14 protein-coding genes are annotated in these 12,867 nt (G+C 71.4%); 7 read left to right on the top strand and 7 right to left on the bottom strand.

All coding sequences use genetic code 11. From position 1 onward, the window contains the following. Window positions 1-52: 52 nt before the first annotated feature. Window positions 53-313 (bottom strand): UBP-type zinc finger domain-containing protein, encoded by a 261-nt coding sequence (locus tag ACZ5PB_RS32345; RefSeq protein ID WP_468696091.1) that lies wholly within the window; start codon window positions 311-313, stop codon window positions 53-55. A gap of 49 nt (window positions 314-362) precedes the next feature. Between ACZ5PB_RS32345 and ACZ5PB_RS32350 the strand changes: the two genes are divergently transcribed. Next, window positions 363-1,967, top strand: coding sequence for a Na+/H+ antiporter (locus tag ACZ5PB_RS32350; RefSeq protein ID WP_468696093.1), 1,605 nt, complete (start codon window positions 363-365; stop codon window positions 1,965-1,967). A gap of 30 nt (window positions 1,968-1,997) precedes the next feature. On the opposite strand, the gene ACZ5PB_RS32355 is transcribed toward ACZ5PB_RS32350, so the two are convergent. The 4 genes from ACZ5PB_RS32355 to ACZ5PB_RS32370 all read right to left on the bottom strand — a co-directional run bounded on the left by ACZ5PB_RS32355 (window position 1,998) and on the right by ACZ5PB_RS32370 (window position 5,526). Next, a complete protein-coding gene (locus ACZ5PB_RS32355) occupies window positions 1,998-2,891 on the bottom strand; it encodes a 1-aminocyclopropane-1-carboxylate deaminase/D-cysteine desulfhydrase (RefSeq protein WP_468696095.1) in 894 nt (297 codons plus the stop codon). Between the two features lie 74 nt (window positions 2,892-2,965). Beyond that, window positions 2,966-3,556, bottom strand: a complete 591-nt coding sequence (locus ACZ5PB_RS32360; RefSeq protein WP_468696096.1) for an N-acetylmuramoyl-L-alanine amidase — start codon at window positions 3,554-3,556, stop codon at window positions 2,966-2,968. 163 nt (window positions 3,557-3,719) lie between these two features. After that, window positions 3,720-4,898, bottom strand: coding sequence for a globin domain-containing protein (locus ACZ5PB_RS32365; RefSeq protein WP_468696098.1), 1,179 nt, complete (start codon window positions 4,896-4,898; stop codon window positions 3,720-3,722). A gap of 184 nt (window positions 4,899-5,082) precedes the next feature. Then, a complete protein-coding gene (locus ACZ5PB_RS32370; protein ID WP_468696100.1) occupies window positions 5,083-5,526 on the bottom strand; it encodes an RrF2 family transcriptional regulator in 444 nt (147 codons plus the stop codon). A gap of 185 nt (window positions 5,527-5,711) precedes the next feature. Between ACZ5PB_RS32370 and ACZ5PB_RS32375 the strand changes: the two genes are divergently transcribed. The 3 genes from ACZ5PB_RS32375 to ACZ5PB_RS32385 all read left to right on the top strand — a co-directional run bounded on the left by ACZ5PB_RS32375 (window position 5,712) and on the right by ACZ5PB_RS32385 (window position 9,101). Continuing rightward, a complete protein-coding gene (locus ACZ5PB_RS32375; protein ID WP_468696102.1) occupies window positions 5,712-7,121 on the top strand; it encodes a family 2B encapsulin nanocompartment shell protein in 1,410 nt (469 codons plus the stop codon). 145 nt (window positions 7,122-7,266) lie between these two features. Further along, window positions 7,267-8,325 (top strand): family 2 encapsulin nanocompartment cargo protein polyprenyl transferase, encoded by a 1,059-nt coding sequence (locus ACZ5PB_RS32380; RefSeq protein WP_468696103.1) that lies wholly within the window; start codon window positions 7,267-7,269, stop codon window positions 8,323-8,325. Between the two features lie 182 nt (window positions 8,326-8,507). Then, a complete protein-coding gene (locus ACZ5PB_RS32385) occupies window positions 8,508-9,101 on the top strand; it encodes a GNAT family N-acetyltransferase (protein ID WP_468696104.1) in 594 nt (197 codons plus the stop codon). A 33-nt stretch (window positions 9,102-9,134) separates the two neighbouring features. Here ACZ5PB_RS32385 and ACZ5PB_RS32390 read toward each other — a convergent pair whose 3' ends face one another. Next, on the bottom strand, window positions 9,135-9,716 hold the full coding sequence (locus tag ACZ5PB_RS32390) for a TetR/AcrR family transcriptional regulator (protein ID WP_468696107.1): 582 nt from the start codon (window positions 9,714-9,716) through the stop codon (window positions 9,135-9,137). 150 nt (window positions 9,717-9,866) lie between these two features. Between ACZ5PB_RS32390 and ACZ5PB_RS32395 the strand changes: the two genes are divergently transcribed. From ACZ5PB_RS32395 to ACZ5PB_RS32405, 3 genes are all read left to right on the top strand, one after another. After that, the gene (locus ACZ5PB_RS32395) at window positions 9,867-10,457 is read left to right on the top strand and encodes a dihydrofolate reductase family protein (protein ID WP_468696109.1); all 591 of its coding nucleotides are present in this window, start codon (window positions 9,867-9,869) and stop codon (window positions 10,455-10,457) included. Window positions 10,458-10,462: 5 nt separating this feature from the next. Beyond that, window positions 10,463-11,059 (top strand): dihydrofolate reductase family protein, encoded by a 597-nt coding sequence (locus ACZ5PB_RS32400; protein WP_468696111.1) that lies wholly within the window; start codon window positions 10,463-10,465, stop codon window positions 11,057-11,059. 84 nt (window positions 11,060-11,143) lie between these two features. Next, window positions 11,144-11,902: a DUF6304 family protein gene (locus ACZ5PB_RS32405; protein WP_468696113.1), complete on the top strand. Its 759-nt coding sequence runs from the start codon at window positions 11,144-11,146 to the stop codon at window positions 11,900-11,902. A 90-nt stretch (window positions 11,903-11,992) separates the two neighbouring features. On the opposite strand, the gene snpA is transcribed toward ACZ5PB_RS32405, so the two are convergent. After that, complete coding sequence (gene snpA / locus ACZ5PB_RS32410; protein WP_468696115.1) at window positions 11,993-12,646, bottom strand: snapalysin; 654 nt, start codon at window positions 12,644-12,646, stop codon at window positions 11,993-11,995. Window positions 12,647-12,867 lie beyond the last annotated feature (221 nt).

Here is a 12,867-nt window from a genome sequence, read left to right on the forward strand (position 1 = left end):
GGGGTTGACGTACCCAGGGGTCCCGGTTCCGAACCCTCGGAGATCGCCGCCCTCAGACGATCGCGCCGTCCTCGAAGCACCAGCGCCAGCTCTCGCCCGGCTCGAAGCTCCGCATCACCGGATGGCCGGTGTCCGTGAAGTGCCCAGTGGCGTGCCTGCCCGCCGAGGAGTCGCAGCAGCCGACGTGGCCGCACTCCAGACAGATCCGCAGCTGGACCGGATGCAGTCCGGCTGCCAGGCATTCGAGGCAGGTGTCGCTCAGCGGGGCCGGCTGTGGGTGCGGCAGCTTCTCGATGTGCGGGCATGCGCTCATGCTGTCCATTGTTCCCCCGTTCCCCCACGACGACGACCAGGGACTATCGATGGATGCAACTCCGCTGCTGGCCCTGATCGCGGGCAGCGCCGCCGTCGCCGGATTCGCCAGGCGGACCCCGGTGCCCGCACCGCTGCTGCTGGTCGCGGTCGGGATCGCCGCCTCCTTCGTGCCCGGGATGCCGGACTTCACGCTCGACCCGCACATCGTGCTGCCGCTGCTGCTGCCGCCCCTGCTGCACACGGCCGCGCTGGAGAGCTCGTACCTCGATCTGCGGGCCAATCTGCGGCCCGTCGCCCTGCTGTCGGTGGGGTACGTGCTGTTCGCGACGGTGGTGGTCGGCGTGCTGGTGAGCGTGCTGGTGCCGGGGCTGCCGCTGGCCTCCGCGCTGGTGCTCGGTGCGGTGATCGCACCGCCGGACGCGGTGGCGGCGACCGCGATCGCCCGGCGGCTGGGGCTGCCGCCGAGGATCACCGCGATCCTCCAGGGCGAGTCCCTGGTCAACGACGCCACCGCCATCACCGCGTACAAGGTGGCCCTGGCGGTGGCGCTCGGGGCCGGGGCGAGCTGGGGCGAGGGGGTGCGGGAGTTCCTGGTCGCGTCGGTCGGCGGGGTGGCCGTCGGGCTGCTGCTGATCCTGCCGATCCACTGGCTGCGGACCCGGCTGAAGGAGCCGATGCTGCAGAACACCCTGTCGCTGCTGATTCCCTTTGTTGCGTATGCGACGGCCGAGTACGTGGGTGCGTCCGGGGTGCTCGCGGTCGTGGTGGTCGCGCTGCGGCTCGGTCACCGGGCCTGGACGCTGGACTTCGCGACCCGGCTCCAGGAGGAAGCCGTCTGGAAGATGGTGTCCTTCATCCTCGAATCGACGGTGTTCGCGCTGATCGGGCTCCAGCTTCCGGTGGTGCTTGCCGGGCTCGGGGAGTACGGCGGATGGCAGGTCGTCCGGTACGCGGTACTGGTGTTCGTGCTGGTGGTGGCGGTGCGGTTCGTGTGGGTGTTCCCGGCGACGTATCTGCCGAGACGGCTGTCGGAGCGGGTGCGGACCCGGGAGCCGGACACCAACTGGAAGTCGCCGCTGGTCGTCGGGTGGGCGGGGATGCGCGGGGTGGTGTCGCTGGCCATCGCGTTCTCGATCCCGCTGACCGCGCAGGGGGAGCCGTTCCCCGGGCGGGACCTGATCCTGTTCCTGACGTTCACGACCGTGATCGGCACGCTGGGTGTGCAGGGGATGACCCTGGCGCCGCTGATCCGGGCGCTGAAGCTGCCGGGGCGCAATGCGTACCAGACCACGCTCGTCGAGGCACAGGCGCAGAGCGAGGCCTCGACGGCGGCCGAGGCGCGGCTGGAGGAACTCCTCGCGGACGAGCACAACGCGCTGCCCGGCCCGCTGGCCGACCGGCTGCGGACGGTCCTGGAACGGCGGCGCAACGCGGTCTGGGAACGGCTCGGCCAGGTCAACGAGGTGACCGGCGAATCGGCGGACGCCACCTACCGGCGGCTGTCGCGGGAGCTGATCGACGCGGAGCGGGCGGTGTTCGTGGAGCTCCGGGACACCCGCCGGATCGACGACGAGATGATGCGCGTCCTGCTGCGGCGGCTGGACCTGGAGGAGGCGGCGGGCTGGCGGGAGGCGGATGTGGACATGGACTGAGATGGGGGCATGCACCGAGGAGTACGGCGGCTACGGGCGGCCCGTGATCACCGCCGCCAGGCGGGTGCCGTGGGGGAACGTTCCCTCTGCGGTCAGTGCCGTCAGGGCGTACAGCAGCTTCGCCACATAGAGGCGCTCGACCGGCAGTCCGTGCCGGGCGGTGAAGTCGGCGGCGAAGTCGACGAGCTCGGCCGGGGTGCGTGCGTAGCCGCCGAAGTGGAATCCGTCCGCGAGGGACCACGAGCCGGCCGGGCCGTCGAACGCCGCGAGCTGGAGCGCCCGTACCTCCGCCTCCAGAAAGCCGCCCTTGAGAACCGGAACGCCGATCGCGCGCTGCTCCGGGCCGAGTCCGGCCGCCAGTCCGGCGAGCGTGCCGCCGGTCCCGCAGGCCACGCCGACCACGTCCACCGCCCCGCGCAGCTCCTCGCCGAGCGCCGCGCAGCCCCGGGCGGCGGCCGCGTTGCTGCCGCCCTCGGGGACGACGTACGCCTCGGGGAACGGGGTGGTGGGCAGCAGGTCGGCGAGGAAGCCGGGGTCCGCGCGGCGGCGGTAGTCCGTACGGGACAGGAAGCGCAGCCGCATGCCGTCGGCCGCGCACCGCGCGAGGGAGTCGTTGAGCGGGCGGCCGGCCAGTTCGTCGCCGCGGACCATGCCGACGGTGGGAAAGCCGAGCAGGCGGCCCGCGGCGGCGGTGGCGCGCAGGTGGTTGGAGTAGGCGCCGCCGAAGGTGAGCAGGGGGCGGCCCCCGGCGGCGCGGATGTTGGGGACCAGCTTGCGGTACTTGTTGCCGGGCAGGTCCGGGTGGATCAGGTCGTCGCGCTTGAGGAACAGCCGCACCCCGTGCCGGGCGAAGCGCTCGTCGGCCACCTCGGTGAGGGGGCTGGGCAGCAGCGGGCGCAAGGGGCGGATCTCGTCGGACGGCACCCGCCCATTGTGCCGGTGACCTGCTGCTTCGGGCGGTCCCTTCCCTCAGGCGGGCTCTTGCTTCAGGCGGGCTCTTACTTCAGGCGGTCCCTGACCCGGTCGCGCAGCCAGTCCATGGTGAAGCCGCGCGGGTCGACCTTGCCGGGCTGCCACTCGCGGTGACCGATCACGGAGCGTTCGCTCCAGGAGTGCGAGCGGCAGATGGCGGCCGAGACGCGTTCGATCGCCTTGAGCTGGGCGGCGGGCCAGGGGTCCGCGCCGTCGCCGAGGTTCTCGCACTCGAAGCCGTAGAAGTGCCGGTTGCCGTCCGTGTTGGCCTCGTTGTCCGGCGGCAGCCGCTTCTCGGCGATGACCGCGCGCAGTACGTCGTCGTCGCCGAGTCCGGCGTGGTTGGCCCGCCCGTACCCGACCAGGTGGACCCGGCCGTCCTTGGCGATCACGCCGTGGCAGAGCGGGCCCGGCAGGTCGGCGTGGCCGTCGCGGCAGATCCGGACGGTGGCTTCGGTGCCTCTGGTGACGGTGTGGTGGATCATCACGCCGTGCACCGGCCCCCAGGGGCCGTGGCCCTCGCGGTTGTGGTTGCGCCAGTCGCCGACCTCGACGACGGTCACCCCCTCGGTGCGCAGACTGGTCAGGAAGGCGTTGGCGGAGAGCGGGTTGGCCATGCTGGCTCCTCGTCCGGACGGGCCACCGCGGGATCCGGTGACTCTGTGTATCGCTTGTACCGGAGAGTCCGGTTCCGGTACACCTCTCTCGCACACTGTGCGAGCCGATCCGGACAGCGGGGGAGGGCGGGGCTGAGCGGGGCCGGGCGGGGGTCCGGCGGCGTCAGCTCGCGAGCCAGAGGTCCGGGCCGAACACCTCGTAGTGGATGTCCGACGCCGGTACGCCCTTGGCGAGCAGCTGCTCCCGTACCGCCCGCATGAAGGGCAGCGGTCCGCACAGGTACGCGCGCGTGCCCGCCGGGACGGCGACGCCGGTGAGGTCCACCAGGCCGGTGAGCCCCGCCGGGTGGCCCGCCTCCGGCTCCTCGTAGAAGAAGTGCGCCGAGCCGTCGGCCAGCTTCTCGGTCAGCAGCGCGTGGTCGTGGCGCATCGCGTGCGCGGCGGGGGAGCGGTCCCCGTGCACCACCGTCACGGGGGCGGTGTGCCCGGTGTCGGCGAGGTGCGTGAGCATCGACAGCATCGGGGTGCAGCCGATGCCCGCCGAGGCGAGCAGGACGGGTGCGTCGCCGTCGTGCAGGACCAGATCGCCGTACGGTGCCGAGACTCGCAGCCGGTCGCCCGCGTGCACGCGCGCGTGCAGGTGCTGCGAGACCTCGCCGTCGCCGATCCGCTTCACCCCGATGGTGCGGAGGGCGGAGCCGGGAGCGCTGCTCAGGCTGTACTGCCTGATCTGCCGTGCGCCGTCCGGGAGTTCGACCTGTACGGAGACGTACTGGCCGGGCTTGTGCCGCGGGGCGGGGCGGCCGTCGGCGGGGCGCAGCTGGAAGGTGGCGACGTCGGCGGTCTCCTCGATCCGGCCGGCCACCTCCCAGTCGCGCCAGGTGTCGCCCAGCAGGACGCCCTGCTCGGCGTAGAGGCGGCTCTCGATGGCGACCAGGGCGCCCGCCATCAGCCAGTAGACCTCGTCCCAGGCGGCGGCGACCTCGGGGGTCACGGCTTCGCCGAGGACCTCGGCGATCGCCTCGAAGAGGTACGTGTGGACGACCTTGTACTGCGGCTCGGTAATGCCGAGCGAGGCGTGCTTGTGGGCGATCCGCGCGAGCATCGCGTCGGGGCGGGTGTCCGGGTTCGCGACCAGGTGGGTCGCGAAGGCGGCGATGGAGCCCGCGAGGGCCTGGCGCTGGGTGCCGGCCGCCTGGTTGCCCCGGTTGAACAGGTCGCGCAGCAGCTCGGGATGGGCGGCGAAGAGCTTCTCGTAGAAGAGTCCGGTGATGTCCTCGACGGCCGCGCCGACGGCGGGGAGGGTGGCGCGGACGGTTGCGGCGGAGGTCTCGGAAAGCATCGGTGGCTCCTTGGCCGGATCTGGTCGTGAGCCGCCGGTGGGCCGCTCGCGGGTGAATTGGAATCTGAGATGCATATTTAAGGGTGTGCGTGGTGCGGGTGGGGGAGGAGGGGCGCGGGTGTTCCGCCGGCCTGACGGACTGACGGACCGGCGGACCGGCGGGCCGGCGGACTGTCCGGATCGCCTACGGGGACAGTTCGGTCGGCGACAGGGTCAGCAGGACCGGTCCGGTCGGGGACTCGACCAGATCGCCCACGGTCAGCGACCTGAGCGAGTCGAAGAACGCCTCCTGGGCCTGTCGCAGCGCCCCGCGCAGTACGCATGCCGACCGCAGCGGGCAGGGCGTCTCGCCCTCGCACTCCACCACGTCGCCCGGCCCTTCGAGCGTGCGGATCAGCCCGCCGACCGAGGCGGCCCGGCCTGCCCCGGTGAGCGCGAGCCCGCCGCCGCGTCCCCGGCGGGCCTCGACCATGCCGAGGTGCTGGAGCCTGGCGACCACCTTGGCGGTGTGCGTATACGGGATCGCCATGGCTGTCGCCACCTCGCGGGTGGTGGGTGTCTCGCCCTCGGCGACGGCCAGGCGCATCAGGACGCGCAGTGCCAGATCGGTGAACCTCGTCAGCCGCATGGCCTCACGCTAAGTAACTTGCATCTCAAATGCAACTTAAGGCGGGTCAACCCCGTCGCGCGCTCTTCCCCCTTCTCTGGTGATCTAGTCACACTCTTTTGTGTAATGGCGCACCAACTCCCCGTGCTGAAAGGCTACTTGCGCAGGTCAGCACATGATCGAGAGCAGAATCGAAAGGGAGACAGATGTCGGTCGAGGCAGGTTCCGAAGTCCGCGAACAGCAGGCGCCGCAGCAGAGTCTCGGTACGGCCGCCGCGCGGAACTTGGCGACCACCACCAAGTCCGCCCCGCAGATGCAGGAGATCAGCTCCCGCTGGCTGCTGCGGATGCTGCCCTGGGTGCAGGTCCAGGGCGGTGCCTACCGGGTCAACCGCAGGCTCAGCTTCTCGGTCGGGGACGGCCGCGTCACCTTCGTACAGACCGGCAGCCAGGTGTCGGTCATCCCCGCCGAGCTGGGCGAACTGCCCGCACTGCGGACGTACGGCGACACCGAGGTGCTCCGGGAGCTGGCGCAGCGCTGCGAGCAGCGGGAGTTCGCCGCCGGTGACGTGATCGCCGAGCAGGGGGCGGGCGCCGACACGGTCTACCTGCTGGCGCACGGCCGCGTCGAGAAGATCGGCTCGGGGCCCTACGGGGAGGAGCAGGTGCTCGGCGTCCTCGCTGACGGCGAGTACTTCGGCGACCAGGCGCTCGTCATGGACGGCGCCCACTGGGGGTACACCGCCAAGGCCGCCACCGCGTGCACCGTACTCGCCCTGACCAGGGACGACGTGCTCACCCTCGCCGACCGGGCGCACTCGCTGCGCGACCATCTCGCCCAGGTCCGCACCCTGCCGCGCCAGCGCACCAACGAGTTCGGCGAGGCACCCATCGACCTGTCCGCCGGCCATGTCGGCGAAGCCCTCGTACCGCACACGTTCGTGGACTACGACGCGGCGCCGCGCGAGTACGAACTGTCCGTCGCGCAGACCGTGCTGAAGGTCCACACCCGCGTCGCGGACCTCTACAACACCCCGATGAACCAGACCGAGCAGCAGCTCAGGCTCACCGTCGAGGCGCTCCGCGAGCGCCAGGAGGACGAGCTGGTCAACAACAAGGAGTTCGGCCTCCTCGCCAACTGCGACTACGGCCAGCGCCTTCAGCCCCACGACGGCGTGCCCAGCCCCGACGACCTCGACGAACTGCTGTCGCGGCGGCGCGGCAACAAGTTCTTCCTGGCGCACCCGAAGGCGATCTCCGCGATCGGCCGCGAGTTCAACAAGCGGGGCCTCAACCCGGACACCGTCGACGTCTCGGGCAACCGCATCCCGTCCTGGCGCGGGGTGCCGATCTTCCCGTGCAACAAGCTCCCGATCAGCGACGCGGGCACGACGTCGATCATCTGCATGCGTACGGGACTGGAGGAGCAGGGCGTCATCGGGCTCCAGCAGTCCGGCATCCCGGACGAGATCGAGCCGAGCCTCTCGGTGCGGTTCATGGGCATCGACGAGCAGGCCCTCATCTCGTACCTGGTGACGGCCTACTACTCGGCGGCCGTCCTGGTCCCGGACGCGCTCGGAGTGCTGGAGAACGTCGAGATCGGACGGTGGAGGTAGGCGGCGGGGCAACTGCCGCGCATCAGGACGGGTCCGGGGTTCGGGGACGGGCGAGCAGGAGGGGACGGCCCGAGGGGGTAAGGGGAGTACGGGGGTGCGGGGAGAAGCACGACACCCCCCGGTTCGGAGGGAGTTGGCATTGACCATGACCACGACCCATGCGACGGGCGGCCCGGGGGGTGGCACCGAGGGGGCGGCCGGACTCCTCGCCCGCACCAGGACGGCCGTCGACCCCCGACTGAGGGCAGCGGTCGAGTCGTTGCCCGGACAGGTCCGCCGGATCGCCCGCTACCACTTCGGCTGGGAGCTGGCGGACGGCACCCCGACCGAGGGGTCGGCGGCGGGCAAGGCGATCAGGCCCGCCCTCGTCCTGGCCGCCGCCCACGCTCTCGGCGGCGACCCGCAGCAAGCCGTACGGCCCGCCGCAGCAGTGGAGTTGGCGCACAACTTCACGCTGATGCACGACGACGTGATCGACGAGGACCCGACCCGCAGGAACCGGCCCACGGTCTGGACCGTCTTCGGCATACCGGACGCGATCATCACGGGTGACGCCCTGTGCGCCCTGGCCCTGCAACTGCTCGCCGAGGACCTGCACCCGGCCTCCGCCAAGGCCTCCGCCCGGCTCGCCGCCTGCGTCATCGAACTGTGCGCGGGCCAGCAGTCGGACTGCGCGTTCGAGCAGCGGGCCCCGCAGGACGTCACCATCGACGAGTGCCTGACCATGGCCGAGGCCAAGACCGGCGCCCTGCTGGGCTGCGCGTGCGCCCTCGGCGGGCTGTACGCGGGGGCCGGGGAGGAGGAGGTCGAGGCGCTGGACGCGTTCGGCCGGGAGGCGGGCCTCGCCTTCCAGCTGATCGACGACCTGATCGGCATCTGGGGCGACCCGGCGCACACCGGCAAACCGGCCGGGGCCGATCTGGCCGCCCACAAGAAGTCGCTGCCCGTGGTGGCGGCGATGGCCTCGGGCTCGCCCGCCGCCGAGGAACTGGCGGAGCTCTACCGGGGCCCCGCCATGGACGCCGCCGCGGTACGGCGGGCCGCCGACGCCGTGGAGCGGGCCGGAGGGCGGGACTGGGCGCAGAGCCAGGCCGCCGACCGGATGGCCAGGGCCGTGCAGCACCTCTCGCGGGCGGTGCCGGACCTGGCGGCGGCGGACGAACTGCTGGCGCTCGCGGAGTTCGTGACACGCCGCACGCGCTGAAGCCGGCGCACGTGCTCTGCGTGCGCCGAAGCCGCCGCATGTGCCGAGGGCCCGCCGGGACACCCCCGTCGGGCCCTTCCGCGTACCGTCGCAGCAGTCCTCCGTACCGCCGCAGCGGTCTTCCGGGGTGTCAACTCTAAGATCGACTTAGACAGTTGTGGGTTACGGAGACGGAGACGGCGATGGGTGTACAGATACGGCGGGCGGTCGCGGCCGACCGGGGCCTGGTGCAGAACCTGCTGCACCGGGCGTTCCACGACGACCCGGTGAGCTCCTGGGTCTTCCCGGGGCTGGACCACCGAGCCCGGGCGCACCCCCTGCTGATGGGGTCCTTCGTCGACGTGGTGCTCGCGGGCGGCCGGGTGGACCTCGCGGACGACGGGGCCGCCGCCGCCCTCTGGCTGGACACCCCGGCGGGCAGGCCGGAGCCGGACGACGGGGCCGCGCAGCTGCGCGCCGCCATCGACCCGTACAACGACCGCATCGAACTGATCAGCAACCTCACCGCGGGCATCCACCCGCACCACGAGGCACACACCTACCTCTGGATGATCGGCGTGGACCCGGACCGGCAGGGCGAGGGCTACGGCTCGGCGCTGATGGAACCGGAGCTGGATCGCTGCGACCGCAAGGGCCGGGCCGCGTACCTGGAGGCGAGCAGCGCGCGCAGCCGCGAGCTGTACCGGCGCCTGGGCTTCGACGACCACGGCACCCCGCTGCGGCTGCCGCACGGCGGCCCGCTGATGTACCCGATGTGGCGCGCCCCGCAGGGCTGAGCGGCACTGACCGCCGCTGCGCTCACCCGGCGGTCACTTCGCCGGAATGGTGCGCTCCACCACCTGCTCCACCAGCGCGTCCAGCGCCTCGGGGGTCGCGGTCATGATGTCGGGCAGCGTGAAGAGTTCGAGCAGCAGGCCGGTCATGGCCAGGAAGAGCACCTGCACGTCCCGGGCGTCGCCCGGCAGGCCCGCCTCCCGGTGGAAGTCCAGGTTCGCCCGGAAGTCGTCGCCCAGCGTCCGGCTCAGCGCCTCGCGCAGAGCCGGACTTCTGGTCGCCTCCAGGCGCAGTTCCAGCAGTGCGAGGTAGCCCGAGCGCTCCGCGCTGACCCGGCCCACGAGCTCGCGCATGAAGTCCTTGACCAGTTCCCGGGACGGCTCCCGGGTCAGCAGATCGCCGAACGCCGCCGAGTCGGGCGTCATCCGCTCGTGGACGCGCCCCGCGATCTGCCCGAAGAGGGTGTCCCGGTCGGCGAAGTAGTTGGACGCGGTGCCGGTCGGCACGCCCGCGCGGGCGTCCACGGTGCGGAAGGTCAGCCCGCGCGCACCCTCGGCGGCGAGCGTCTCGATGGCGGCGTCCAGCAGGGCGGTACGGCGTTCCGGGTTTCTGGCCATGGCGCGCTCTTCTCCTTCTCCGGGGATCTTTAAGTTCTTCCACTTAAGGTCTTGCCTAACCACTACACCTGAAGCACTATAGCTGTCGTGGTTCTGGCGGCCGCCCGGTCGCCGCACCCCACCACACGACCCCGAACAAAAGGAACGCGCTTGCGCAAGCTCACGTACTACGTCGGAATGTCCATCGACGGCTTCATCGCCGCCCCGGACCACGCCATCGACGCCTACCCGGTCAGCGAGGAGTTTCTGAAGGACTTCCTGGTCGGCGCCTATCCGGAGTGCCTGCCCACCCACGTCCGGCAGGCACTGGGTGCCGACGAACTGCCCAACAGGCACTTCGACACGATGCTCCAGGGCCGCACCACCTACCAGGCCGCCCTCGACATCGACATCACCAGCCCGTACGCGCACCTGCGCCAGTACGTCGTCTCCGAGAGCCTCGCCGCGAGCGGCTCGCCGTCCCCGGACGTGGAGATCGTCTCCGGCGACGTGGCCGCGAAGGTACGGGAGCTGAAGGCGGAGGACGGTGAACTCGGCATCTACCTCGCCGGTGGCGGCCGGCTCGCCGGTCAGTTGCTCGACGAGATCGACGAAATCGTCCTGAAGCTCTACCCGGTCGTGCTCGGCGACGGGATCCGGCTCTTCACCGCCGGGTTCGACGTGCACTCCTTCGCACTCGACTCCACCCGCACGTTCGCCAACGGCACCCTCGTACTCACCTACTCCCGGCTGAAGGGCTGACCATTTTGCGCACTCTCACCTACTACATCGCCGCCTCCATCGACGGCTTCATCGGCCACCCGGACACCGGCGACGGCGCCTTCTTCGCGGAGGAGTTCCTCAGCGGGGACTTCCCCGCCTTCATGTTCGGCGAGTACGGCGACACCATCCCCACCGCGTTCCGCAAGATGGCCGGTATCGAGGACTCCGCCCCGCTGACCCGCTTCGACACCATCATCCAGGGCCGCAAGAGTTACCAGGTGGCCCTGGACGAGGGCGTCACCAGCCCGTACGCCCATCTGCGGCAGTACGTCGCCTCGCGCACCCTGGCCCCGTCGCCCGACCCCGACGTCGAGATCATCTCGGACGGACTGGTCGAGAAGGTACGGGAGTTGAAGGCCGAGGACGGTGAGCTCGGCATCTACCTCTGCGGCGGCGGCGCCCTCGCGGGGCAGCTCATCGACGAGATCGACGAGCTGGTCATCAAGACCTACCCGGTTCTGCTCGGCTCCGGTGTCCCGATGGCGAGCGCCGGATTCTCCCTGAGGTTCTTCGAGTTGACCTCGTGCCGCACCTTCGACAACGGCGCCGTCGTCACCACCTACCGCACCCGCGCCCGGTGACCCCGGGCACGGACGGCCGCCGCTCGCAGCCCACGGCGGCCGTCCTTGATCGGCACCCCTCGCCGACCCACTAAAGTCCCGCCCATGACAGGAGAGTCATGGGTCGGCTGGTACCGCGATCGTGCCGGTACGCAAGCCCTCGCCATCAGCACCGACGGGCAGCGCCTGCACGCCCGCATCAGGGACGTCGAGTTCACCGGCGCGAGCTTCGACGCGCTGCTGCCGTCCGAGGAACCACCCCCGGACGACCACCACTTCACCCTCTCCGCACAGGGCGCGCTGTGCGGCTGCGTCCTGGAGTGGGACATACCGATGCCGGTGTACGACGACGGAACGGTGCACCGGGCCGCCCTGCGCTGCCTGCTCACCCTCGGCCGCCCCGACCCGGCCGGCGGACCGGGCCCGGAGCGCCTGCACCTCGGACTCGCCCTGCACTTCGACGGCGCCCTGTACGAGTCGGGCCGCGCGGAACGCGACTTCGCGGGCGCACTCGCCGAGATCCAGCGCGCACTGCCCGAGGGCGCCTACCTCAAGTCCTGCCTCTCGTGCGCCTTCTCCGACTACTTCCCGGCCGCCGGGGCCCCGCTCTTCGGCGGGCTCGGCTGCTTCCGGGACGCCAAGGACACCTACCGCGCCGCTGACGGCAGGGACGGCGTCCTCGCACTGTGGGACCACAGCTCGGGCACCGTGCAGGAGACCCATCGCTGCCCGGACTTCGAGCGCCGCGCCGACGGACCGCGGGGCACCGGACACCGGGGCCCGTTCCCGCCGCCGCGCGCCGAACTCATCCACGTACAGGGCGACTTCAAGCCACCGCAGTCGGCTTCGGCCTCGGCGGGCTGACGGCATGCGCGAGGGCACCCCTCCGCCGCTTCGGCCGGCGGCGGAGGGGTGCCCGTGTTCCGCTGTGCGTGGGGGGTGGCGCGGGGGGAATCAGCGTGCGGTGTTCACCGCGCCGGTCAGTCCGTTGGCCCACAGCTGGTTGACGCGGGCGCGCTCCTGCGCGTTCGGGGTGGCGTTCTGGCAGGAGGTGCCGGGGCCGCCGCCGGACATCAGCTCGCTGCACGGGCCCGAGTAGTGGTCGGGGAGACCGAGGACGTGACCGGTCTCGTGGGCGGTGACGCGGGTGGAGTTGTACTGCTGGTTCTGCCGGTAGTCCAGGAAGATGTAGCCCCGGCCGTGCCCGTCGGTGCTGGCGTACGAACCGCGCGAGTCATTGCCCTCGCGGTAGGAGAAGCTGGCGCCGCTGGTGCTCTCCTGGAGCTTCACGTTGGTCACCGAGCTGTTCCAGATCTGGGTGGAACGGGCTATCTGGGTACGGAAGGTCGGCGCGCTGGAGGCGTTGTAGCGCACGGTGACGACCTGGATGCCCGGGTTGGCGGCGCGCTGCTTGGCCACCTCCTTCCAGACGGCCTGCTGGAACGCCTTGGTCGCGGCGGCGTTCTCCTTCGACTGCTCGTAGGAGACGTACGAACTCACCGGCGCCGGAGCGGAGTTGACGGGGGCGGCGTTCGCGACGGGTGCGGCGCCGACGGCGGCGAGGCCGAGGCCGATCGCGGTGGCGAGAAGAGCGCGGGGGTGTCTCATGTGGGGGTCTCCCTGCTGGTCCGTTGCCCGGTGGGTCCGGGTGGGGATGGGACGTGCGAGTGGGACAGGGGAGAGTGTGGTGGAGGAGCGGGCGGCTGCGGATGATGCCAACCGGTGATAGCGCGGCAGTATCACCCCGGTGAAGCTCTCCCGGCGGCCCCGCGAACGGCCGGGGAACTCCCGTATGAATTCGGCCACTTGACCGCCCGTACGGCAGGCGT

The organism is Streptomyces sp. NPDC032721 (assembly GCF_055579625.1).